The 23805-nt window shown below is 70.9% G+C and carries 20 protein-coding genes; 4 read left to right on the top strand and 16 right to left on the bottom strand.

Features of this window, described 5'->3' with window-relative positions:
• Window positions 1-466: 466 nt before the first annotated feature.
• From tyrS to GVV77_RS02775, 4 genes are all read right to left on the bottom strand, one after another.
• Window positions 467-1795, bottom strand: a complete 1329-nt coding sequence (tyrS, locus tag GVV77_RS02790) for a tyrosine--tRNA ligase (RefSeq protein WP_201293152.1) — start codon at window positions 1793-1795, stop codon at window positions 467-469.
• 13 nt (window positions 1796-1808) lie between these two features.
• On the bottom strand, window positions 1809-4061 hold the full coding sequence (locus GVV77_RS02785) for a HelD family protein (protein ID WP_159616093.1): 2253 nt from the start codon (window positions 4059-4061) through the stop codon (window positions 1809-1811).
• 62 nt (window positions 4062-4123) lie between these two features.
• Window positions 4124-4678, bottom strand: a complete 555-nt coding sequence (locus GVV77_RS02780) for an adenine phosphoribosyltransferase (RefSeq protein WP_246199583.1) — start codon at window positions 4676-4678, stop codon at window positions 4124-4126.
• Complete coding sequence (locus GVV77_RS02775) at window positions 4675-5283, bottom strand: DNA-3-methyladenine glycosylase (RefSeq protein ID WP_159616213.1); 609 nt, start codon at window positions 5281-5283, stop codon at window positions 4675-4677. Before GVV77_RS02775 ends, GVV77_RS02780 begins: the two co-directional genes overlap by 4 nt.
• Before the next feature lie 175 nt (window positions 5284-5458).
• Between GVV77_RS02775 and GVV77_RS02770 the strand changes: the two genes are divergently transcribed.
• Together GVV77_RS02770 and GVV77_RS02765 are read left to right on the top strand one after the other, a co-directional pair.
• On the top strand, window positions 5459-7084 hold the full coding sequence (locus tag GVV77_RS02770) for a DNA-3-methyladenine glycosylase 2 family protein (RefSeq protein WP_159616091.1): 1626 nt from the start codon (window positions 5459-5461) through the stop codon (window positions 7082-7084).
• The gene (locus GVV77_RS02765; RefSeq protein ID WP_159616212.1) at window positions 7084-7644 is read left to right on the top strand and encodes a methylated-DNA--[protein]-cysteine S-methyltransferase; all 561 of its coding nucleotides are present in this window, start codon (window positions 7084-7086) and stop codon (window positions 7642-7644) included. The genes GVV77_RS02770 and GVV77_RS02765 overlap by 1 nt, the downstream gene beginning before the upstream one ends.
• Before the next feature lie 255 nt (window positions 7645-7899).
• Here the strand turns inward: GVV77_RS02765 and GVV77_RS02760 are convergent, their stop codons facing one another.
• The 9 genes from GVV77_RS02760 to argC form a co-directional block, all read right to left on the bottom strand.
• Window positions 7900-8850 carry an SRPBCC domain-containing protein gene (locus GVV77_RS02760; RefSeq protein WP_159616089.1) on the bottom strand — a complete coding sequence of 317 codons (951 nt, stop codon included), beginning with the start codon at window positions 8848-8850 and terminating at the stop codon, window positions 7900-7902.
• Window positions 8851-8916: 66 nt separating this feature from the next.
• A complete protein-coding gene (gene argH / locus GVV77_RS02755; protein ID WP_159616087.1) occupies window positions 8917-10356 on the bottom strand; it encodes an argininosuccinate lyase in 1440 nt (479 codons plus the stop codon).
• Between the two features lies 1 nt (window position 10357).
• Window positions 10358-11560: an argininosuccinate synthase gene (locus GVV77_RS02750; RefSeq protein WP_159616085.1), complete on the bottom strand. Its 1203-nt coding sequence runs from the start codon at window positions 11558-11560 to the stop codon at window positions 10358-10360.
• On the bottom strand, window positions 11557-12153 hold the full coding sequence (locus GVV77_RS02745; protein WP_246199582.1) for an arginine repressor: 597 nt from the start codon (window positions 12151-12153) through the stop codon (window positions 11557-11559). The genes GVV77_RS02750 and GVV77_RS02745 overlap by 4 nt, the downstream gene beginning before the upstream one ends.
• Window positions 12150-13106 (bottom strand): ornithine carbamoyltransferase, encoded by a 957-nt coding sequence (gene argF, locus GVV77_RS02740; RefSeq protein ID WP_159616083.1) that lies wholly within the window; start codon window positions 13104-13106, stop codon window positions 12150-12152. Before argF ends, GVV77_RS02745 begins: the two co-directional genes overlap by 4 nt.
• Entirely contained in the window at window positions 13103-14350 is a 1248-nt protein-coding gene (locus GVV77_RS02735) for an acetylornithine transaminase (protein ID WP_159616081.1), read from the bottom strand. The genes argF and GVV77_RS02735 overlap by 4 nt, the downstream gene beginning before the upstream one ends.
• On the bottom strand, window positions 14347-15294 hold the full coding sequence (gene argB, locus GVV77_RS02730) for an acetylglutamate kinase (protein WP_246199581.1): 948 nt from the start codon (window positions 15292-15294) through the stop codon (window positions 14347-14349). Before argB ends, GVV77_RS02735 begins: the two co-directional genes overlap by 4 nt.
• A 14-nt stretch (window positions 15295-15308) precedes the next feature.
• Window positions 15309-16478, bottom strand: coding sequence for a bifunctional glutamate N-acetyltransferase/amino-acid acetyltransferase ArgJ (gene argJ, locus GVV77_RS02725; protein ID WP_159616079.1), 1170 nt, complete (start codon window positions 16476-16478; stop codon window positions 15309-15311).
• On the bottom strand, window positions 16475-17506 hold the full coding sequence (gene argC, locus GVV77_RS02720) for an N-acetyl-gamma-glutamyl-phosphate reductase (RefSeq protein ID WP_159616077.1): 1032 nt from the start codon (window positions 17504-17506) through the stop codon (window positions 16475-16477). Before argC ends, argJ begins: the two co-directional genes overlap by 4 nt.
• Before the next feature lie 131 nt (window positions 17507-17637).
• On the opposite strand from argC, the gene GVV77_RS02715 reads away from it, so the two are divergent.
• Window positions 17638-18603 (top strand): quinone oxidoreductase family protein, encoded by a 966-nt coding sequence (locus tag GVV77_RS02715; protein ID WP_159616075.1) that lies wholly within the window; start codon window positions 17638-17640, stop codon window positions 18601-18603.
• A gap of 152 nt (window positions 18604-18755) precedes the next feature.
• Here the strand turns inward: GVV77_RS02715 and pheT are convergent, their stop codons facing one another.
• Window positions 18756-21299 (bottom strand): phenylalanine--tRNA ligase subunit beta, encoded by a 2544-nt coding sequence (gene pheT, locus GVV77_RS02710; protein ID WP_159616073.1) that lies wholly within the window; start codon window positions 21297-21299, stop codon window positions 18756-18758.
• Window positions 21300-22382, bottom strand: a complete 1083-nt coding sequence (pheS, locus tag GVV77_RS02705; protein WP_159616071.1) for a phenylalanine--tRNA ligase subunit alpha — start codon at window positions 22380-22382, stop codon at window positions 21300-21302.
• A gap of 145 nt (window positions 22383-22527) precedes the next feature.
• On the opposite strand from pheS, the gene GVV77_RS02700 reads away from it, so the two are divergent.
• Window positions 22528-22971, top strand: coding sequence for an eCIS core domain-containing protein (locus GVV77_RS02700; RefSeq protein WP_159616069.1), 444 nt, complete (start codon window positions 22528-22530; stop codon window positions 22969-22971).
• 138 nt (window positions 22972-23109) lie between these two features.
• Here the strand turns inward: GVV77_RS02700 and pcp are convergent, their stop codons facing one another.
• A complete protein-coding gene (pcp, locus tag GVV77_RS02695) occupies window positions 23110-23748 on the bottom strand; it encodes a pyroglutamyl-peptidase I (protein ID WP_159616067.1) in 639 nt (212 codons plus the stop codon).
• Window positions 23749-23805 lie beyond the last annotated feature (57 nt).

Raw genomic sequence — 23805 nt, 5'->3', positions numbered from 1 at the left:
GCACAAAATTCGAAACCAGCCAAAAAAACCAGCCCACCACACGGGGTGCGGCAGACCAGCCAATTCAACCAATCAAAAAACAATCGGTATCAACAAACTTGGCACACTATTGAGTTCTCAAACAACAGGCACTACCGGCACCACACAACCCGACAAAACCAGGCCATCCTCGCTCCGGAGCAACTTTACAAGCTTACCCGCACCCAACCATCCCCGCAAATCCGCTCCCCCGCACCACCACCGGACAACCCAGCACCAGCACAACAGAACCAACCCGCAACAACAGACACCAAACCAAGACCACCCCGGACCCGTGCACAGCACACACCGGAAAAGCCTCAGAAATTTGTGTGGGTTTCGCCGCCCTCACCGGGGCAACTCCATAACTATACGACCCCCACCCACCAAACACAAATCCCCCACCCACCCCCCACAAACCGGCGGAATCCCGGGGGTGCGAGCGGGGTTAGGCCGGTTCGACCTCGACCATGGCGAGAGTCCGCTTGCCCCGGCGAACCAGGGCGTAGCGGCCGTGCAGGAGGGCCTCCGTGCCGATGGCCGCCTCCGGGTCGGTGACCTTGACGTTGTTTACGTAGGCTCCGCCCTCGCTCACGGTCCGGCGGGCGGCCGAATTGCTGGCGGAAAGTCCGCTGGCGGTGAGCAGCTCGACAATGGTGGGCGTTCCGGCGGGAAGGGTGACGGCCGGCAGTTCGGCGGTGGCCGCCGTCAGGGTGGGCTCGTCAAGCTGGCCCAGCTCCCCCTGGCCGAACAGCGCAGCCGAGGCTGCGATCACCTTCTCGGTGGCGTCGGCCCCGTGGATCAGCGAGGTGACGTCATAGGCCAGGGTGCGCTGCGCCTCACGCAGATGTGGCCGTTCGGCGGTGGACTGCTCGAGCGCCTCGATCTCCGCCCGCGTCCGGAAGGTGAACACCTTGAGCCGGTCGATGACATCGGTGTCGGCGGTGTTGAGCCAGAACTGGAACATGGCGTAGGGGCTGGTCATGGCGGCGTCGAGCCAGATGGCGTTGCCCTCGCTCTTGCCGAACTTCGTTCCGTCGGAGTTGGTGACCAGGGGCGTGCCGATGGCGTGGACGCTCTTTCCCTCGGCCTTGCGGATCAGTTCGGTTCCGCTGGTGAGGTTGCCCCACTGGTCCGAGCCGCCCGTCTGCAGGACGCACCCGTAGCTGCGGAACAGTTCGAGGAAGTCCATGCCCTGGAGCACCTGGTAGCTGAATTCCGCGTAGCTGATGCCCTCGTCAGAATTGAGCCGGGTGGCCACGATGTCCTTCTTGATCATTGTCCCGACCCGGTAGTGCTTGCCGACCTCGCGCAGGAAGTCGATGGCGCTCATCGGCGCGGTCCAGTCGAGGTTGTTGACCATCCGGGCCCCGTTCGGGCCGTCGAAGCTGAGGAAGCGCTGCACCTGCCCCTGGAGGTAGCCGACCCATTCGGCCACCGTCTCCTTGGTATTCATGGTGCGCTCGGCCGTGGGCCGCGGGTCCCCCACGAGCCCGGTGGAACCGCCCACGAGGGCCAGCGGCTTGTGGCCGGCGAGCTGGAGCCGGCGCATCAGCAGCAGCTGCACCAGGTTGCCCAGGTGCAGGCTCGGCGCCGTCGGATCGAATCCGCAGTAGTAGGTGACCGGGTCTCCGGCCAGGAGCTCTTCAAGCTCGGCCTCGTCCGTCGAGACGTGCACGAGCCCGCGCCAGCGGAGCTCCTGCCACACGTTCGCAAATGTGGGGTCGTTCTGCTGGGCGGTCAGGCCCGGATCTGAGGATTCTGTCGTCTGCGGCACAGGATCCAAATTATCAGCCCTCGATGCCCTCCGGGATCGTGCCGGTCGAGATCAGGCGCAGCCGCTGGGTGGGACGCGTCATCGCCACGTACAGGTCCCCCACGCGGGCGGTGGCCGAATCGAGCATGAGCTGCGGCTCAAGGATGACCACGCCGTCGAACTCAAGGCCCTTGGAACCCCGCGGAGTCAGCAGCACGATGTCCTGGGTGGGGCCTCCGGCCCCGGATCCGACCCGGTCGCCGTACTCGGCCGTCAGGGCCCGCCGGACGTCATCGAGCTGGTCCTCGGGGGCGATGACGGCAAGCAGCCCGCCGTCCACGATGTCCAGTTCCTCGGGCACCGCCTGCAGCAGGGCGGGAATCAGATCGGGCACCCGGTCGACGACGGGGGCGAAGCGGCCTTCGCGCACGGCCTTCGGCGCCGAGATCACCAGCCCCGCCGCGGTGGCCATCCGGACGGCGGCCTCGGCGATCTGCGCCGGAGTCCGGTAGTTCACCGTCAGCTCCTCGAGCTGCCATCGATCGCCCACGAACGGTTCGAGCGCCTGGCCCCAGGAGCTCGAACCGGCGGCCGAACTTGTCTGGGCGATGTCCCCGACCACCGTGAATGACTTCACCGGGCAGCGCCGCATGAGCAGGCGCCACTGCATCGGCGAGAGCTCCTGCGCCTCGTCGACGACGATGTGCCCGAAGGCCCAGGTCCGGTCGCCGGCGGCCCGTTCCGCTGCACTGAGCCGCGCCGTGGGGACGGCATTGTGCTGCGCCAGTGCCTCGGCGGTGACGACGCCGTCGACACCGGAGTCGACCAGGGACGCGTTGACGTTCTCGAGGGTGCGCTCGGCGTTGGCCAGGTCCCGGCGGCTCTCTGCATCGCGGGCGGCGGTGTCCCTGCCGGCCGAGGCGTCGAGCTCGCCGAGGAGCTCGGCCGCCTCGTCCAGGAGCGGCACATCCGCCTCGGTCCAGGCGGCGTCGGCGGGCCGCAGCAGCAGTGCCCGGTCCGCCTCGCTCCAGTGCGGTGCGGCCGCGGCAAGGTGGGCCGGTTTGCTCAGCAGTTCGGTGATGAGCTTCACCGGCGTGAGCGGCATCCAGGCGAGGTTCAGCGCAATCCGCACGTCCCGGGAGCTGCGCACATCCTCGGCGAGGTAGGCCCTGTCGGCGTTGTTGCCGGGTCCGGAGGAGGCCTCGAGCTGCTCGGTCAGCTGTTCGGTCAGTTCGCGCAGGAGGATCTTGACGAACGTCACGCGGGCTTCATTGTGCGGTTTGCCGGTGGCGCGCGCCCGGTCCCTCGCCCGAGCCACCTGGCGCGGCGTCAGGGTCAGTATGGTGCCTTCCACATTGAGCCGCCGGGGTTCGGCCGGGATGCGCTGGCGGTTGGCGACGGCGTTCCGGATGATCTGCGCCATTTCGAGCCGGCCCTTGAGTGCCGCGGCTCCTTCACTGTGTTCGGGAACGGTGGTGATCCCGGGCATGAGGGTGCCGATGCCTGCCATCACCACGCCCGTCTCGCCGAGCGAGGGCAGTACCCTCTCGATGTACTTCATGAACGCATCGGTCGGTCCGACGAGGAGGACGCCGGCGGACTTGAGCCGGTCCCGGTGCGTATAGAGGAGGTAGGCGGCGCGGTGCAGTGCCACGGCGGTCTTGCCGGTGCCCGGCCCGCCCTGCACGACCGTCACCCCCGACAGCGGTGCCCGGATGATGCGGTCCTGCTCGGCCTGGATCGTGCCGACGATGTCGGACATCTGCCCGGTCCGGCGGGAGTTCAGTGCGGCCAGCAGCGCGCCCTCGCCCTGCAGCGACTCGTCGTTGCTCAGCAGGCCGGCGTCCAGGACGTCGTCCTCGATGGCGACAACGTCGCGCCGGGAGAGGATCAGGTGCCGGCGGCGGCGGACGCCCATCCGCTCGAAGGCCGTCGCCTGGTAGAACGTTCCCGCCTCCGGCGCACGCCAGTCGATCATCAGCTGCTGGAGGTCCTCGGTGGAGAGCCCGATCCGGCCGATGTAGCGTTCCTCGCCGTCGTCGAGGTCGAGGCGCCCGAAGACCAGCCGGTCGTCGACGGCGTTCAGCTGGGCGAGGCGGTCTTCGTACATGGTGGCGAAAGCGTCGCGTTCGGAGCGGTTCTGGTGCGAGCCGGCCGAGGCGCTGCGGCGGACCTCCGCCAGCTGCCGGGCTTTTTCCTCACGCAGCTGGTCGAGCCGCCGGTACAGGCCGTCAACGTACCCGCGCTCGTGCTCAAGTTCGTTCTTGGCGTGGGACGTTTCATGCATGATGGGTTTCCCTCCCGGAAAGGCAGACCGTCAATTCTATCCTGAATAGCGTGCGCAGAACCCTACAGGGTTGACAGCGCGTGCACCCGGCGACCCGGCAGGAGTCCGCGGCCGGCCAGTGCCTCGAGTTCAAGGACAACGCCGCATCCAACCACCTTCGCACCGCCCCGCTCAAAGAGCCGGGCGGCCGCCGCGAGGGTTCCGCCGGTGGCGAGCACGTCGTCGAGCAGGAGCACCCGGGTGCCGGGAGTGACGGCGTCGCGGTGGATCTCCAGGGTCGCCTGGCCGTACTCGAGGTCATAGGCCTCGGAGTAGACGGCACGCGGCAGTTTGCCGGCCTTCCTGACCGTGACGACCCCGGTTCCGGCGGCATATCCGACGGCAGCCGCGAGCAGGAACCCGCGGGCCTCAATCCCGGCCACCACGTCGAAGGTGCCCTGGAACGGTTCGATGAGGGCGTCGATGACGGTGCGGAACGCCGCGGCGTCCGCGAAGACCGGGGTGAGGTCCCGGAAGATGATTCCGGGCAGGGGAAAGTCCGGCACCGGGGCGCAGAGTTTTTCGACGAGGTCGCGTGCGGAACCGGCGCTCTGGGGGGCCGGTGAGCTGATATTCACCCCATCACCTTACGGGCAGCAGGGGGCTTCGCGGGCCGGTACTTGGAGACCGTGGGCTCGCCGGGCAGCCAGAAGCGCCATGGGTACTCGGCGCTCCCTCCCGGACCGCTGAGCCCGACGCGCGGACCGGTGGCATACTCCCCGGCCGCTGCGGGCGCCTCGGGCAGCTCGAGGGTCAGCGGGGCGGCGAACAGGTCGGCGCCGTCGAACCGGCGGTCGAGGCCGAGCGCCTGCGCCAGGCGGGCCGGGCCACGGGCCAGGTCGAGGTCGCTTCGGGGCCCTCCGCGGCGGGCCCGGGCCGTCTCGATCCCGTCGACGAGCTCCCCCGCTCGCAGCAGCACGCCCCCGGCGCGGCCGTCGTCCCCGCACACCACGTTGGCGCAGTAGTGCATGCCGTAGGTGAAGTACACGTAGAGGGTGCCGGCGGGCCCGTGCAGGGAGGCGTTCCGGGCGGTCCTGCCCCGGAAGGCATGCGAGCCCGGATCCTCGGCGCCACGGTAGGCCTCGACCTCGGTGATGCGGACGGTCACCGCTCCGTCTTCGCTCCGATGGGTCAGGAATGCACCCAGCAGCAGAGGTGCCGCTTTCAGGGGGTTCACCGCCAGGCGGCTGCGCGACGGGTGGGAAACGGGCGGGACGGGCGCGGGTGCGCCGGGAGCAGGCAGGTGGGCCACAACCAGTTACGGTAGCAAGCCTTCCGCGTCCTCCTCCAACCCGGGGCACGACGGCGATGTCCGATTCCCGCTAGGTGGGGCTGGGGAAAGCTGGGAGGATGAAGCAATGGACTTCTGGCAGCAGTACCGCGCCATCGACGCCCGTGACGTCCGCTTCGACGGGCAGTTCGTCACGGCGGTCTCCAGCACAGGCATTTACTGCAGGCCGTCCTGCCCCGCACGGACCCCGAAACCGGCGAATGTCCGGTTCTACCGCACGTCAGCCGCAGCCCACGAGGCCGGATACCGGGCCTGCAAGCGCTGCCTTCCCGAGGCCGTTCCGGGCACCCCGGAATGGAACCTGCGCTCGGACGTGGCGGCCCGCTCGATGCGGCTGATCGCCGACGGCGAGGTCGACCGCTCGGGCGTCGTCGGCCTGGCCGGAAAGCTCGGGTACTCGACCCGCCAGCTCAACCGCATCCTGCGTGAGGAGCTCGGAGCAGGCCCGCTCGCCCTCGCCCGCGCCACCCGGGCGCAGACCGCGCGGACGCTGCTGACTGCGACGTCGATGAAGCTGTCGGACGTGGCCTTCGCCGCCGGCTTCAGCAGCATCCGCCAGTTCAACGACACGGTGCAGGAGGTCTTCGACCTCACCCCGTCCCAGCTGCGCGGGGCGGATTCCCTCGGCCGGACGGCCCGCCGTCCCGCCGAGAGCCCGGCCGGCGCGGCCGCGCCGGCGTTTCCGGGGCTGGTCCTGACCCTGCCGGTCCGGACCCCCTACGACAACGGCATCTTCGGCTTCCTGGCCGCCCGCGCACTGCCCGGCGTGGAGCAGGGCACCGAGGAAAGCTACGCCCGGCTGGTGCGGCTTCCGGGCGGACAGGGCTGGTTCCGGGCGTTCCCCGTGGGCGGCACGGACGCGCCCGGGGGTCTGCGGGTCGAACTGCGCCTTGAGAGCCTCAGCGACCTGCCCGTGCTCCTGAGCCGGATCCGCAGGCTCTTCGACCTTGATGCCGATCCCACGGCCGTCGACGCCGCCCTGTCGGGCAGCGCTCTGTTCGCGCCGCTGGCGGCAGCGGTGCCTGGAATCCGGCTTCCCGGGGCGGTGGACCCCGCAGAGCTCCTCATCCGGGCGATGATCGGCCAGCAGATCACCGTGGGCGCAGCGAGAACCGCACTCACCTCCCTGGCGGAGGCGGGCACACCGTCGGTGCTGTCCCAACCCGGCTTTGATCGGCTGTTTCCGAATCCGGCGCAGATCGCGGCGGTGGCAGGGAGCGTCCTGCGCGGACCGGCCCGGCGGATCGAAGCGGTGCGGCGCACCGCCGAGGGGCTCGCCGATGGCAGCATCCGCCTCGGCGTGGAGGACGACCTGCAGTCCCTGGCGGACCGGCTGCTTCCCCTTCCCGGGATCGGCCCGTGGACGGTGAACTACGTCGCTATGCGGGTGCTGGGAGCAACCGACATCCACCTCGGAAACGACGCCGCCATCCGGAACGGGTGGGCGGCCCTCACCGGTTCCGGCGGGTCGGCGGCCGGCACGGCGACCAAGGCCGGGGCGGCCGCCGCGCTCTCCGACGCCATGTCCGCCGTCAGCCCCTGGCGTTCCTATGCCACGATGCACCTGTGGCGGGTTGCCGCCGGCGTCCCGGCGCGGGCCTCCGCCGCCCGCCGGGTTCACGCTGCCCGTCCGGGTCCCTCCCCCGACGTACTCACCCCGGCCCCCTCCAAGGAATCGAAGGACAACCAGTGATGACCTCCCTGACCACCACCATCCCCACCCCGGACGGGCCGTTCACCATCATTGAAGGCGACGGGGTGGTGATTGCCTCGGGCTGGACCGCCGACACGGCTGACCTGACCGGGCAGATCCACGTCAGCCTCAAGCCCGTCTCGATGAGCGCCGCGCCGGCGGAGCTCCGGCGGATCACCGATGCCGTTGACGCCTACTACGACGGCGAGCTCGCGGCGATCCTCGAGGTCCCCGTCCACCAGCTCTCGGGCCCGTTCCGCACCCGCGCCTGGGAGGTGCTGCGCGAGGTGCCGGCGGGCGAGCCGGTCACCTACGCCCAGTACGCGGCGCTGACCGGCAAGGCGACCGCCGTCCGGGCGGCCGCGGCAGCCTGTGCACGCAACGCGGCGGCCCTTTTCGTCCCGTGCCACCGGGTGGTCCGCACCGACGGCACCCTGGGCGGGTTCCGCTGGGGCCTCGAGGTCAAGCGCCGGCTTCTTGACCGGGAAGCCGCCGTGCGCGGCCTCACCCCTGCCGTGTCGGCCACTGCTTCCGGCGCCCAGACGGCCCTCTTCGACTGACCCTTCCGCGCGAAGGGCACCTCTCCAGGCAGGCGCGCAGCTCGCCCCCGTCGAATCGGCAGCTCACCACCCTTCGGTGCCCGCAAAGCGGGGTGATGTGCAGTCTCGACGGGACGGTCAGGCCCCCTGTGCGCGGCCCCTTCTCGCCGCCCCTCCCGCCGAAGACGCAGCTCACCACCCTTCGCGGGCGGCGGAGCGTGGTGAGGTGCAGTTTCGGCGAGGAGGTGCCCACTCGAGCGGCCTGCCTCGGAGTAGTCAGCCCGCGGGCTGCAGCTGGCGCCGGTAGAACTCCTCGAGGACCCGGATCTTGCGCTCGCTCCGGTGGGATGAGCCGCCGGCGAGGTTCACAGCGACCGCGTCGAGGTGGGCATGCCAGCGGGCCATGAGCAGCGGAAGCCCCTCCCGGTCCTCAACGACCGCGCGCACCGTCACCCGGGTGCACTTCTTGCCCTCGCGGGTGAGGTCCACCTCGGCCAGCTCGACGAAGGGCTGGTCCTCGGGGTCAGCGGTCAGCGCATCATTGACAAGGAGCAGTTTCCCTTCGTAGCGCCGGTCGAAACGGACAAGGGGCACGCCGTCCTCCTCTTCGAGCACGCCCATGCTGGGTGAGATCGCGAAGCGCCGGCAGTAGGCGTCGCGCAGCTCCATCCAGTCCGTCCCCGGCCCCTGCGCCGGCACGCCCGCCGCCGCCGCCCGCAGGGCCCCGAGCAGCAGCTGCCAGCCCGCCGCTCCCTCGGCCAGGAATTCGTCGGTCTCCGGGTGCAGCCGGAGCTGGAGAAGGGTGCCGCCGTTGCTGGGCAGCACCCGGATCTCGACGATCGAGACGAGGCCGAACTCGTCCTCCCAGGTGAACTGCGCGCTGGTGGGCGGGTCGATGTGCACCACGGTGCCGCTGATGGTTCCGCCGTCGAGTTCGAGGGTGAACGCCTTGCCCAGCTTCAGCCCCGGGCTGAGCCGCCCGAGCCAGCGCTCGAGCTTCGGGGGCGAGGTCAGCAGCTCCCACACATACGACCGGGGGTAGTCGAACTGTTCGTCGAAGGCCAGGACGTGATTCCCGTGGACCTGCTCGACGCGTCCGGTGGGATCCGCCCGCCCGGAGCCGCCCGCAGGCGTTCCGCCGGGGTGGGTTCGCCCGGGCACGTTCGTCCCGGCGGGGGTTTCGGTGCTGATGCCTGCGTCCATGGTCCCTCCGGGTGGGTTAGCCACAACCTACTCCGGCTCCGGGCCCGACGGAAGACTCCCCCGGCGGCCCGTCCGGGCCGCCGGGGATCCTCAGGAGGCCCGGGGGCGGGTGAATCCGGCCGCCGCGCGCAGCTCCCGCTCGAGGGCTTCGAGCTGCCGGGCGACGGCGGCCGGAGCGGTTCCGCCCTGGGCGTCCCTGCTGCCGAGGGATCCCTCCACGCTCAGGACCTCCCGGACCCCGGGGGTGAGGTGCGCGGAGACTCCTGCGTACTCCTCGTCGGTGAGACCGTCCAGGTCCACGCCGCGGCCCTCCGCGAGCCGCACGGCCGCGCCGGACAGCTCGTGCGCCTCACGGAAGGGAACCCCCTGCCTCACCAGCCATTCCGCGACGTCGGTGGCCAGCGCGAACCCCTGGGGCGCCAGCGCTGCCATCCGTTCGGTGGAGAAGGTGAGGGTGGCGATCATCCCGGACACCGCCGGCAGCAGGAGCTCAAGGGTGTCGACGGCGTCGAACACCGGCTCCTTGTCCTCCTGAAGGTCCCGATTGTAGGCCAGGGGCAGTCCCTTCAGGGTGGCCAGGAGCCCGGTGAGGTCTCCGATCAGCCGGCCGGCCTTGCCGCGGGCCAGCTCCGCGACATCCGGATTCTTCTTCTGCGGCATGATCGAGGAACCGGTGGAGAAGGAGTCATGAAGCGTCACAAAGGAGAACTCCTTGGTGGCCCACAGAATGATCTCCTCGCTGATCCGGGACAGGTCGACGCCGATCATCGCCGCGACCCAGGCGAATTCGGCGTAGACGTCCCGTGAGGCGGTCCCGTCGATCGAGTTGTGAGTCGCCGAATCGAACCCGAGGTCGGCGGCCACGGCCTCCGGGTCGAGGCCCAGCGAGGAGCCAGCCAGTGCCCCGGACCCGTAGGGCGAGACGCCCGCGCGCCGGTCCCAGTCCTGCAGCCGCTGCACATCGCGCAGCAGCGCCCAGGCGTGGGCGAGCAGGTGGTGGCTCAGCAGCACCGGCTGGGCGTGCTGCAGGTGGGTGCGCCCCGGCATGGGTGCCTCCGGGTGGGCCCGCGCCTGGCCGACGAGTGCATCGACGACAGCGAGCACGCCGCCGGCGATGACGCGCGCGTGGTCCCGCAGGTACATGCGCCCGAGCGTCGCGACCTGGTCGTTCCGGGACCGGCCGGCGCGCAGCCGGCCCCCCAGCTCCGCGCCCGCCCGCTCGATCAGCCCGCGCTCAAGGGACCCGTGAACGTCCTCGTCAGAGTCCGCCGGGGTGTAGGCCCCGGAGCGGACATCGGCGTCGAGCGCGTCGAGGGCCTTGAGCATCCCGGCCAGCTCGCCCTCGGTCAGCAGCCCTGCCCGGTGCAGCACCCGGGCGTGGGCGCGGGAGCCTTCGATGTCGTACACGGCGAGGCGCCAGTCGAAATGTGTCGACTTGCTCAGCGCCGCCAGGGCGTCGGCCGGGCCGCCGTCGAACCGGCCGCCCCACAGCGATCCGGTGTTGGTGCTTCCGGTGGCGCTGGCCTCCACCTCAGGCCCCTGCCCGCTGGTCGCGGCCGGAGGCCACCTTCGAGGACAGGCCGAAGATCTCGATGAACCCGCGGGCCATCGACTGGTCGAAGGTGTCTCCGGTGTCGTAGGTGGCCAGGTTGAAGTCGTAGAGCGCGGTCTCGGACCGGCGGCCGGTGACGGTGGCGCGCCCGCCGTGGAGGTCCATGCGGATGTCCCCGTTCACGTACTTCTGGGTGTCCTCGACGAAGGTGTCAAGGGAGCGCTTCAGCGGGGAGAACCACTGGCCGTCGTACACCAGTTCGGTCCAGCGCTGGTCGACGGTCTTCTTGAAGCGGGCCTGCTCGCGCTCCACGGTGACGTTCTCGAGCTCGCGGTGCGCGGCAATGAGTGCCATGGCACCGGGGGCCTCGTAGATCTCCCGGCTCTTGATGCCGACCAGGCGGTCCTCGACGATGTCGATGCGGCCCACGCCCTGGGCGCCGGCCCGGCGGTTGAGCTGTTCGATGGCCTGCAGCGGGGTGACGGGACTGCCGTCGATGGCCACGGGGATGCCGCCGGCGAAGGTGATGATGACCTCATCGGGTGCCGGGGAGGACTCGGGGGCGTCGGTGTAGTCGTAGACGTCCTTGGTGGGCCCGTTCCAGATGTCCTCGAGGAAGCCGGTCTCCACGGCGCGGCCCCACACGTTCTGGTCGATGGAGAACGGATTCTTCTTCGTGGTTTCGATCGGCAGGTTCTTTTCCTCGGCGAAGGCGATGGCCTTGTCGCGGGTCAGCGCGAGGTCGCGCACCGGGGCGATGCACTTCAGGTCCGGGCCGAGGGTCTGGATGCCGACCTCGAAGCGGACCTGGTCGTTGCCCTTGCCGGTGCAGCCGTGCGCCACCGTCGTCGCGCCGAACTCGCGGGCGGCGGCGACGAGGTGCTTGACGATCACCGGGCGGGACAGGGCGGAGACCAGGGGGTAGGCGTCCATGTACAGGGCGTTGGCCTTCAGGGCGGGCATGCAGTACTCGTTGGCGAACTCGTCCCGCGCGTCGGCGACGTAGGCTTCGACGGCGCCGCAGGCGAGGGCGCGCTGCCGGATGTCTTCGAGGGACTCGCCGCCCTGTCCGACGTCGACCGCCACGGCGATCACCTCGGCGCCGGTGGCCTCGGCGATCCAGCCGATGGCCACCGAGGTGTCGAGTCCGCCGGAGTAGGCGAGAACAATGCGTTCGGTCACTGGGTGTGCTCCTTGGGTGAATCCCCGGACACGGCGTCCGGGAGGGGGTTGAGGGGGACGGGGTGGGGCTCGCCCGCGCTGAGGGGGTCGCGGGCATAGTTCAGGAAGCGCTCGGCGACCTCCGCGCCGCCGTTCGGGTCGCGGGTCACGAGCATCACCGTGTCGTCCCCGGCGATGCTGCCGAGGATCGACGGCATAACCGAGTGGTCGATGGCGAGCGCGAGGAAGTTGGCGGCGCCTGGCGGGGTGCGCAGGATGACGAGGTTCGCCGAGGCTTCCGCGGTGACCAGGAGTTCGGCGCACAGTCGAGCGAGGCGCGCGTCGAGGATTTCCTGGGTCAGCCCGGTCTGCGGGGTCCGGCCGCCGCCTTCGCCCGGCACCGCGTACACGAGCGCGCCGTCGCGGCCGCGGATCCGCACGGCACCGAGTTCGACGAGGTCCCTGGAGAGGGTCGCCTGGTTGACCTGGACGCCGTCGGCGGCCAGCAGGGCGGCCAGTTCGGCCTGGGACCGCACGGACTGGGCGGTGAGCAGGGCGGTGATCCGGGCCTGGCGGGCGGTCTTCGTCGCCGGCCGGTGCGACTCGCGGGTCACGGCGATCCGTCTTCCGGTGCCGGGTTGCGCAGCAGCCAGGCCAGGAGCGCCTTCTGCGCGTGCAGCCGGTTCTCGGCCTCGTCCCACACCACCGACTGGGGGCCGTCGATCACGTCGGCGGAGATTTCGTAGCCGCGGTAGGCCGGCAGGCAGTGCAGGACGACGGCGTCGGGCCCGGCCAGGTCCATTGCGGCCGCGTCGACGCCGTAGGGGCGGAACAGCTCGAGCCGGGCCGCCTTCTCCTCCTCCTGGCCCATGGAGACCCACGTGTCGGTGGCGACCACGTCGGCGTCCCGGAGGGCCTCGGCCGGGTCGGTGGTGACGAGCACCGAGCCGCCGGTCGCCGCGGCCCGCTCCCGGGCGGCGTCAACGACGGCTCCGGCGGGCTGGTGGCCCTCGGGGCCGGCGATCCGCACGTGCATGCCGGCGGTGGCCCCGGCGAGCAGGTAGGAGTTGGCCATGTTGTTGGCGGCGTCGCCGAGGTAGGCCAGGGTGAGCCCTGAAAGTTCGCCCTTGCGCTCGCGGATCGTCATGAGGTCCGCGAGCAGCTGGCAGGGGTGGTAGTCGTCGGAGAGGGCGTTGATGACGGGCACCGAGGACGCCGCGGCCATCTCCTCGAGCCCGGCCTGGGCATAGGTGCGCCACACGACGGCCGCGGTCATGCGTTCGAGGACCTTCGCGGTGTCGGTGATCGACTCCTTGTGCCCGAGCTGGGTTTCCCCGGCGCCGATGATCAGCGGCGAGCCGCCGAGGTCGGCGATGCCTGCCGCGAAGGAGATCCGGGTCCGGGTGGAGGTCTTGTCGAAGATGACGGCCACCGTGCGGCGCCCGTGCTCCCCGCCCGCCAGCGGGGCGAGCGCGTAGGGGTCCTTCTTCAGCTCGTCGGCAAGGTCGAGGACCTCACGCTGCTCCGCGGGACTGAGGTCGGTGTCGACGAGGAAGTGTCGGGTCATGATGCGGCTCCTTGCGCGGTGGTGAGGATGCCGGGGAGGGCCTCCAGGAAGCTGTCGGCCTGCGGGCGGGTGAGGATCAGCGGTGGCGCCAGGCGCAGGGTGCGCTCCGAGGTGCTGTTGATGATGAATCCCGCGTTCAGCGCGGCCTGCACCGCCGCCGGCGCGTAGCCGCCGTCCAGGTCGAACCCGACGAGGAGCCCGGCGCCCCGGGCCTCGACCACCCCGGGCACGGCGGCCAGCCCGGCGCGAAGGAGCTCCCCCAGGTTCCGGGCGTTGTCGAGGGCACCGGTTTCCTCGAGGACGGCGAGGGTGGCAAGGCCCGCGGCGCCGGCGACCGGGTTGCCGCCGAACGTCGTCCCGTGCTGGCCGGCGGTGAGCAGACCGGACGCCGGCCCGTAGGTCATCAGCGCACCGATCGGGAACCCTCCGCCGAGGCCCTTTGCCAGGGTCATGGCATCGGGGACGATTCCCTCGGCCTGGTGGGCGAACCAGGTGCCGGTGCGGCCGATGCCGGTCTGCACCTCGTCGAGGATGAGCAGGGCGCCGTGTTCCGCGGTGGCGGCCCGGGCCCGCCGGAGGTAGCCCGGCGGAAGCGGGCGCACGCCCGCCTCGCCCTGGATCGGCTCGAGGAACACCGCGGCCACCGTGTCGTCGACGGCGTCCAGCAGGGCCTCCGGGTCCCCGAACGGAAGGTGTTCAACTCCCCCCGGGAGCGGCTGGAACGGCTCCCGGTAGGCCGGTTTCGCGGTCAGGGCCAGGGCGCCCATGCTGCGCCCGTGGAAGGCGCCGTCGAGGGCGAGGATCCGGGTGCGGGTGGGCGAGCCGTTCCGGCGGGCCAGCTTGAACGCGGCCTCGGTGGCCTCGGTCCCGGAGTTCGAGAAGAACACCCGGGAACCGTCCGGGGCTCCGGCCAGCGCCAGCAGCTTCTCGGCGAGCGCGATCTGGGTGGGGCTGGTAAAGAAGTTGGACACGTGGCCCAGGGTTGCCAGCTGGGCGGACACCACCGAGGCGACGAACGGGTGGGCATGGCCCAGGGTGTTCACCGCGATCCCGCCGAGCAGGTCGAGGTAGGTGTTGCCGTCCGCGTCCTCGACGGTGCATCCGCTGCCGCGCACGAGGACGCGCTGCGGGGTGCCGAAGACTCCGAGGAGGGACGAGCCGTACCGGGCCAGCCAGTCCGCACCGGACGCCTGGGTGCCCGCTGGTGAGCCGAGCCGCGCCAGGAACTCCGCTCCGCCGCTCATGCCCGGGACTCCGGCAGGTGCGCGGCGGCGTCGGCGGTGACTTGGGTGCCGATTCCTGCATTGGTGAACGTTTCGAGGATCAGGGAGTGGGCCAGCCGCCCGTCAATGACGGAGGCGCTCTCCACTCCGTCATCGACGGCCTGAAGGCAGGCCTTCATCTTCGGAATCATTCCCGCGGCCAGGGAGGGCAGCAGCTCCCGCAGCTCGGCGGCCGGCAGGGAGGAGATCAGCGAGTCCCTGTCGGGCCAGCTGCGGTACAGCCCCTCGACGTCGGTGAGGATGACGAGCCGGGAGGCCCCCAGCGCCGCGGCCAGGGCCGCCGCCGCGGTATCCGCGTTGACGTTGAGCACCTGACCGGTCCCGGCGCCGTCGCCGTCGGTCTCCGGGGCGACCGTGGAGATCACCGGGATCCGGCCGGCCTCAAGGATGTCAAGGATGGCGCCGGGGTTGACCCCGGTGACCTCCCCTACCAGCCCGAGGTCGATCTCCTGCCCGTCGACGACGGTGCCGGTGCGCCTTGCCTGAAGCAGACCGCCGTCCTCGCCGCTGAGTCCCACGGCGTAGGGGCCGTGGGCGTTGATTCGACCCACCAGCTGGCGGCCGACCTGCCCGGTGAGCACCATGCGCACCACATCCATGGCCTCGGCGGTGGTGATCCGCAGGCCGCCGGCGAACTCGGATTCGATGCCCAGGCGGCCGAGCATCGAGCTGATCTGCGGACCGCCGCCGTGCACGACGACCGGCCGGACGCCGACGTGGTGCAGGAACACGATGTCCTCGGCGAAGGCGCGGCGCAGGTCGTCGTTGATCATCGCGTTGCCGCCGTACTTGATCACCATGGTGGTGCCGGCGAAGCGCTGGATCCAGGGCAGCGCCTCGACCAGGGCGGCGGCGGTGCCCTGCGCCCGGAGCAGGCCGGCGGCGGAGGCGGCGGAGTGCGTCACGTTCGGTCCTTCGGTCAGCTCGAGTAGGCGGAGTTCTCATGCACGTATTCGTGCGTGAGGTCGTTGGTCCAGATGGTGGCGCTGGCCGTCCCGGCGGCCAGGTCGATCTCCACAGCGACTTCCCGGCCCGACAGGTCGACGAGGTCGCGGGGGTCCCCGATGCCGCCGTTGCGGCAGATCTGCACCCCGTTCATCGACACGTTGAGGCGGTCGGGTTCGAACGCCGCGTCGGTGGTGCCCACGGCCGCCAGGACCCGCCCCCAGTTGGGGTCGTTGCCGAAGATCGCCGTCTTAAAGAGGTTCGAGCGTGCCACCGCGCGCCCCACGGTTTCGGCGTCGGCCTCGGAGGCTGCACGGACCGTGGTGATGGCGATGGTGTGGCTTGCCCCCTCGGCGTCGGTGATCAGCTGGGACGCAAGGTCGAGGCAGACGCCGGTCAGCGCGGAGGTGAACTGGTCCGGATCGGGGGCGACTCCGCTCGCTCCCGAGGAGAGCAGCACCACGGTGTCGTTGGTCGACATGCACCCGTCGGCGTCGGTCCGGTCGAAGCTGACCCGCACGGCGGCCCGCAGCGCTGCGTCGAGCTGTGCCGGGGAGAGCACGGCGTCGGTGGTGAGCACCACCAGCATGGTCGCGAGCCCGGGGGCGAGCATTCCCGCGCCCTTGGCCATTCCCCCGATCGAGTACCCCTCGCTCGCGGTGTCGGGGGACGCCGGATAGCGCGCCTGCTTGGAGACGGTGTCCGTGGTCAGAATGGCCTCGGCGGCGGCCGGGCCTCCGGCGGAGCTGAGGGTTCCGGCCGCCCCGGAGACGCCCGCCAGCAGCTTTTCCATCGGCAGCTGCTCCCCGATGAGCCCGGTGGAGCAGACGAAAACGTCGGCCGCTGAGACGCCCAGCAGGTCCGCCGCGGCCTCGGCCGTGCGGTGGGTGTTGGCGAATCCCTCCGGGCCGGTGCAGGCGTTGGCTCCCCCGGAGTTCAGGACGACGGCGTCGACCCGGCCGTCGGAGACGACCTGGCGCGACCAGAGCACCGGCGCCGCGGCGACCCGGTTGGTGGTGAAGACCGCCGCGGCGTGCTTCAGCGGCCCGTCGTTGACGACGAGGGCTACGTCGGAGCCGCCGGAGGCCTTCAGGCCCGCGGTGACGCCGGCGGCGCGGAAGCCGCCCGGGGTGGTGATGCTCATGGTGCTGTCCCCTGGAGAGTCAGGCCCGCGGTCTCGTCGAGTCCGAGGGCGATGTTCATTGACTGGACGGCCCCGCCGGCAGTCCCCTTGGTGAGGTTGTCGATGACGCAGCTGACGATCACCCGCCCCGCGTGCGCGTCGAAGGCGAGCTGGAGGTTGGCGTAGTTGGAGCCCAGCACCGCCTTCGTGGCCGGCCACTGCCCCTCCGGCAGGAGCCGCACGAAGGGCTCGGCCCCGTAGGCGCCGGCCCAGGCGGCCCGGAGCGCCTCCGCCGGAGTGCCCGGACGCACCCGCGCCGTCGCCGTGGCAAGGATGCCGCGCGCCATCGGGGCGAGGGTCGGGGTGAAGGAGATCCGCACCTCCTCCCCCGCGGCGGCGCTGAGGCCCTGTTCGATCTCCGGAGTGTGCCGGTGGCTTCCGCCGACGCCGTACGGGCTCATTCCGCCCATCACCTCGGAGCCCAGGAGGTGGGCCTTGGCGGCCTTACCCGCCCCCGAGGTGCCGGAGGCCGAGACGATGACGACGTCGTCGGGCTCCAGCAGGCCCGCCGCGAAGCCGGGGACGAGGGCGAGCAGGGCGGAGGTCGGATAGCAGCCGGGCACGGCGATCCGCCGCGCGCCGCGCAGGGCCTCCCGGTGCCCGGGGAGCTCGGGCAGTCCGTACGGCCAGGTCCCTGCGTGCGCGGACCCGTAGAATGCCTCCCACGCGGCGGGGTCCTCGAGGCGGTGGTCCGCTCCGGCGTCGATGACAAGGGTGTCCGGGGACAGCTCGGCGGCGAGGCCGGCGCTCGCACCGTGGGGAAGGGCCAGGAAGACGACGTCGTGCCCGCTGAGCGTCTCGGCCGAGGTCTCCTCAAGGACCCGGTCGGCGAGCGCATGGAGGTGCGGCTGGAGCGCGCCGAGCCGCTCGCCGGCGTTGCTGTGGGCGGTGATGGCGCCGATCAACACCAGCGGATGCGACGCGAGAAGCCGCAGCAGCTCCCCTCCGGCGTACCCGCTGGCTCCCGACACGGCAACTGAAAGACTCATTCCATAAGCATACGGCAGATTTATGCAGTGCACCACATAGTTATGCACGCGAGCGGAGGGCGGGGCTTCGGATGGCGGGAGGAGCGGACCCCGCCTAGCATGAGGGTTTCATCGAACGAACGGAGCCCACCATGGCGAAGGCCATCGTCCTCACCGAGACCGGCGGCCCCGGAGTCCTGTCCAGCACCGAGGTGCCGCGCCCGGAACCGCAGGGCACCCAGCTGCTGGTCGAGGTCGCCGCGGCCGGGGTCAACTTCATCGAGACCTACCAGCGCAGCGGCGCCTACCCCCTTGAGCTCCCCTTCCCCCTGGGCGCCGAGGCCGCCGGCGTCGTGGTCGGCCTCGGGCCTTCCGCGGCGGGCTTCGCGGTGGGCGACCGGGTGGCCTTCGCCGAAGGCACCGGCACCTACGCCCAGTACGCCCTGGTGGAGGCGGACAAGGCGCTGCCGGTGCCCGACGCCGTTGGGCTGGAAACGGCCGCTGCCGCCGCCCTGCAGGGCCTGACGGCCCACTACCTCATCAACTCCACCTTTCCGGTCGTCTCCGGCCAGACGGTGCTGGCCCATGCCGGGGCCGGGGGTGTTGGCCTGCTGCTGATCCAGCTGCTCAAGGCCAGGGGCGCGCGGGTGATCACGACGGTGTCCACCGCGGAGAAAGAGGAACTGGCACGCGGCGCCGGGGCGGACGAGGTGTTGGGGTATGACGGGTTCGCCGAGGCGGTCCGGGAGCTCACCGGCGGCACCGGCGTCGATGTCGTCTACGACGGGGTGGGCAGAAGCACCTTCGACGGCTCGCTGGACTCGCTGCGGGTGCGCGGCACGATGGTCCTCTTCGGGGCGGCGTCGGGTCCGGTCCCCCCGCTCGACCCGCAGCGCCTGAACCGGGCCGGATCGCTGTTCCTGACCCGGCCGACGCTCGGCCATTACCTGCTCACCGCGGAGGAGCGCCGCTGGCGGGCCGGCGAGCTGTTCGATGCCATCACCACCGGCGCGCTGACGGTCCGCATCGGAGCGAGGTATCCCCTGACGGAAGCCGCGCGCGCCCATGAGGACCTTGAGGCCCGCCGGACCACCGGGAAGGTGCTCCTGATCCCCTGAGCCCCGGCAGAGGGAACGCCCTTCACGCCCGGCGGGAACGAAGCAACTCACCGGATCCGCCGGAGGACGACGGCGGCACCGGGTGCAGTCGCGCTGCCTCCGGTGCCGCCGTCGTGCTTCAGCGGTGGTCGTGCCTCAGCGGTGGTCGTGCCTCAGCGCTGGAAGGCGCCGAACCGTTCGGCGGCCACCGCGATGGCAGAGCCGCGGGCGGCACTCGCCTCCTCGGCGGTGAGCGTGCGGTCCGGTGCACGGAAGCGCAGGGCGAAGGCGAGGGATTTCTTCCCCTCGTCAATCCCCAGGCCCGAGTACACGTCGAACAGGCTCAGGTCCTCGAGGAGGTCCCCCGCCCCCTCGCGCAGGGCCTCAAGCACGGCCGAGGACGGGACGTCGTCCCCGACCACCAGCGCCACGTCCTGGGTGGACGCCGGGAAGGCGGAGAGGTCCCGCGCCACGATGACATCCGGGGCCGCCTCGAACAGCAGGTCGGCGTTGATTTCGAGCGCGACGGTCCGGGCCGGAATGTCCGAGGCCGCCGTGAGCTTCGGGTGGAGTTCTCCCGCGTAGCCAAGGACCTCCCCGCTGCGCAGCCGGATGCGTGCGGTGCGCCCGGGATGGAAGGCCTGGTGCGCGCCCTGCTCAACAACGAGGTCGACGCCGGTGACCTCGCCCATGAGGCGCACGGCATCCACTGCGTCGGCCCAGTCCCAGGCCCGCGGCGCCAGGCCCGGGCCGGCGGGAGCCTCATGGCCGGTGAAGACGGCGGCGACCAGCTGCGGCTGGTACGGGATTCCCTCATAGAGGGCATCGAGCACCCCCTCCGGCGGGCGCACGCCAAGGGGCGGGATGCTCCCTGTGCCCATGGATTCGCCCGGGAGGAACACCAGGCCGGTCTCCATCAGCGCGAGGTCGCGGAACCCGCGGGAGACGTTGCGCCGGACAACGTCCAGCAGTCCCGGCAGCACGGAGGTGCGCAGGTACCCGAGTTCGGCGCTGAGCGGGTTCGCCAGCTTCACGGCCCGGGCCGGCACGCCCTCCTCGGCGGATCCGAAGGTGTCGTTCGAAACCCTGGAGACGAACGGGTAGGAAAGCACCTCGGTGAGCCCGGCGGCGGCGAGGGCGTTCAGGAGGCGGCGGCGCTGCTGCTGCAGGCGGGTGAGCCCGCGCCCCGGAGGCGCCGTCGGCAGCGAGGACGGGATCTTGTCGAAGCCGACGAGCCGAATGATTTCCTCGGTGAGGTCCTCGCGCGTCTCGAGGTCGGGGCGCCAGCTCGGCGGAACCACCTCGTGACCGCCGTCGTGAGCCGTGACAGCGGCGCCGAGGTCCTCAAGGGTGCCGGTGATCTGCTCCGGGGTGAAGTCGAGCCCGATCAGCCGGGCGGGGTAACCCTCCGGCAGGTCGATCCGGCGCGGCTCCGGGGCCGTCCCGACGTCGGTGGCGGTGGTGTCGGGGGTGCCACCGGCGAGCTGGACAATGAGTTCGACGGCGCGCTGGGCCGCGATGTCGGCGACGTGCCAGTCAACGCCGCGCTCGAAGCGCTTCGATGCCTCCGAGGGCAGGCGGTGGCGGCGCCGGGAGCGGCCGATGCTGACCTCCTCGAAGTGTGCCGATTCGATCAGCACGTTCGCCGTCGCTGCGGAGACCTCGGTCGCCGCACCGCCCATCACCCCGGCGATGCCGATCGGCCCGGAGGCGTCGGTGATCAGCAGGTCGCCCGGATCGAGGGCGCGCTCCTTGTCGTCGAGGGTCTTGAGCTTTTCGCCCTCGGTGGCGCGCCGCACCACGATATCGCCGGACAGCCGGTCGAGGTCGTAGAAGTGGAGCGGCTGTCCCAGCTCGAGCATGACGTAGTTGGAGATGTCGACGATCAGCGAGATCGAGCGCATTCCGGCCAGGCGCAGGCGCGCGGCCATCCAGGGCGGGGTGGGCCGGGTCGGATCGACTCCGCGCACGGTGCGCGCCACGAACCGGTCGCAGCCGGGCCGGCCGTAGATCGGGGCCGTATCCTCGAGCCGCACGGGGTACCCGGGACCGGAGGCCTCGGGGACGGTGACGGCGCCGGCCGGGTCGGTGAACCGAGTCCCGGTGGCGTGGGCGTACTCACGGGCAACGCCCCGAAGGGAGAAGGCGTACCCGCGGTCGGGGGTGACATTGATTTCGGCAGCCTCGTCGTACAGCCCGAGCAGCTCCAGTGCGTCGGAGCCCACTTCGGGGTCAAGGCCCACGGTGGAGAGCACCAGGATGCCGTCGTGGTCCTCGCCGATGCCCAGCTCACGCACCGAGGCGATCATGCCGGCCGAGAGGTGGCCATAGGTCTTGCGCGGCGTGATGGCGAAGTTGCCCGGCAGCAGGGCGCCGGGCAGGGTCACGACCACCTTGTCGCCCTCAGCGAAGTTGTGGGCGCCGCAGACGATGCCCTGTACGCCCGAGGGGTCGATGCCCTCACCGGTCAGGCTCTGCTCGGCGCCCTCGGGCACGACGCGCACCTGGCACCAGTTGATGGTCTTGCCGTTGGACTGGGGTTCCTTGACCACGCTGAGCACCTGCCCCACGACGATGGGGCCGCGCAGCTCGTCGGTGGGACGGTGGACAGCCTCCTCCTCGAAGCCCACGGTGACAAGGTCGGCCAGGACGCCTTCCGCTGTGGCGTCGGCGGGCACTGCGGCGAACTCCCGCAGCCATGAAAGGGGGATTCTCACTTAGATCTCCATCCCGAAGTGTTGGCTGAAACGTACGTCGCCCTCGATCATGTCGTGCATGTCGCTGACCTCATTGCGGAACATGAGCGCCCGCTCGATGCCCATGCCGAAGGCGAACCCGGAGTAGACCTCGGGGTCGATCCCGGCAGCGCGCAGCACGTTCGGGTTGACCATGCCGCAGCCGCCCCACTCGATCCACTGCGGGCCGCCCTTGGCTCCGGGGTGCCAGATGTCCAGCTCGGCGCTCGGCTCGGTGAAGGGGAAGTAGTTCGGCCGCAGGCGGACCTTGGCCTCAGCTCCGAAGAGCTGCCGGGTGAAGTGCTCGAGGGTTCCCACGAGGTCGGCCATCGTGAGGCCCTTGTCGATGGCGAGGCCCTCGAACTGGTGGAAGACCGGCGTGTGGGTGGCATCGAGCTCGTCGGTGCGGAAGACCTTCCCCGGGCACAGCACGTAGATGGGCAGCTCCCGTTCAAGCATGGAGCGCACCTGCACCGGGGAGGTGTGGGTGCGCAGCACCAGGTGGGCGCTGGGCGGCTCGACGAAGAACGTGTCCTGCATTTCGCGCGCCGGGTGGTCCGGCTTGAAGTTCAGGGCGTCGAAATTGAACCACTCCGACTCGAGCTCCGGGCCCTCGGCGATCTCCCAGCCCATCCCGACGAAAACGTCGGTGACGCGTTCCTGCAGGGTGGACAGCGGGTGCCGGGCGCCCATCCGCCGCCGCCGCGGGGCGGCGGTGACGTCGACGGCCTCCTCGACAAGGATCCGGGCGTCGCGTTCGGCTTCGAGTTCGAGGGTGCGGGCGGCGAGCGCGGCGTTGATCCTGCCGCGGGCCGGGCCGATGTTCTTGCCGGCGGCGGCCTTCTGGTCCTTGGCGAGGGCGCCGATACCGCGGTTGGCCAGGCTGAGCGCCGACTTCTCCCCGGCGTGCGCAATCCGGACCACCTTGAGGGCATCGAGGGTGTCGGCCGCTGCGATGTCGGCCAGGGCCCGGTCGACCGCCGCGGAGACGGCCGCGGCATCAAGGGGGTCGGGGATTTCGGCGCCGGGGCTCCCGGCCCCGACTTGCTCGTGGGAGTTAGACATCGGGATGGCTTACCTAGCACTCTCGTTTGCGGGTCCGGCGGACGCAGGAAGCCTGCGGAGCCGATCGGGGAAGTTCCGGGAGCAGCGGTTGATCACGAAGCTCCCGGCATGGCCAGTCTAATTGAACGGGAACTAGGATATCCGCATGAGCTCCGGCGGCGCAGTGGCCAGCGCCCTGAACTGGCTGAACCTCTCGACCCCCTGCGCGCTGCTGCTCGCCCGGGCCAAAGGGTGCACCCTCTCGCCCGGGCCCGGCGGGATCATCATCGCCGAGGGCTGGACCGGCCGGCTGCCGATTGCCGGGGCCTTCACCGTGGGAAGCGTCGTGTTCCTGCGCGGTCCCCGCTCACGGGCGGGAAAGGCCCTGCTCACCCACGAGGCCCGGCACAGCCTGCAGTACGCGGCCTGCCTTGGGCTGCCCTTCCTTCCAATGTATTTCGCCGCCGCCGCGTGGTCGGTGCTGCGCACCGGGGATCCCGCCTCGCTCAACCCCTTCGAACGCCATGCGGGCCTGGCCGACGGCGGCTACCGGCAGCGGCCCGTGCGCAGCCTGCGGTCCGCGGCGGCCGCGGCGATCCGACGGCGCTGACGACACGGGCGACGCCGCGCGCCCGGCTGCGGCCCGGACGGCGCGTTCGCCGGCCGTCCGCGGTCAAGACCGGCCGTGACGAAATCCAGCCACCCCCGGCGGAAGTCCTCCGGAGCCGGCCGCCTCTAGAATTTCGGGCTAGTGTTCGGCGCCGGCAGGGAGTTCGATGTCGACGGGGTTTTCAAGCGCCGTGACGGCGATGAGGGCGAGCGCCGTCGCCATTCGGCCGACGTCGAGGCCGGGTTGGCCGTGAACGGCACCCTGGCCGGTCGAGTACGGCACGTGGATGAACCCGCCGGCGATGTTCTCCCGCGCGGCGAGCAGGTCCATCAGGGCGTAGAAGAGGAAGTTGCACACATAGGTGCCGGCCGTTTGGGAAACCTCCGCAGGAATCCCCGCCCCGGTCACCCGTGCCAGTGCCGCCTTGATCGGGAGGGAGGTGAAGTACGCCGCCGGCCCCCCGTCCCGCACCGGGCGGTCGACGGGCTGCTCCCCCCGGTTGTCCGGGATGCGCGCATCGACGAGGTTGATCGCCACGCGCTCCAGCGAGATGGCGCTCCGGCCTCCCGCCTGCCCCGTGCACAGCACGAGCCGGGGCTGGAACTGCTCCAGCGCGGCGGCGAGTACCAGGGGAGCCTCGGCGAAGGAACACGGCAGTTCGACCGCAGCGGCCTCGTATCCCTCGGACGCCAGCCGGTCGGCGGCGCCGCGGGCCGCCGTCCACGAGGGATTGACGGCCTCGCCGCCGAAAGGCTCGAAGCCGGTGAGGAGGATCATGAAACCAGCGTAAGCCATCCCGGCCCGACCATCCTGATTTTTTCTCGAAGGTGTGTT

The organism is Arthrobacter zhaoguopingii, from assembly GCF_009828605.1.
GTDB lineage: Bacteria > Actinomycetota > Actinomycetes > Actinomycetales > Micrococcaceae > Arthrobacter_D > Arthrobacter_D zhaoguopingii.
This window is presented reverse-complemented; position numbering and strand designations above follow the sequence as displayed.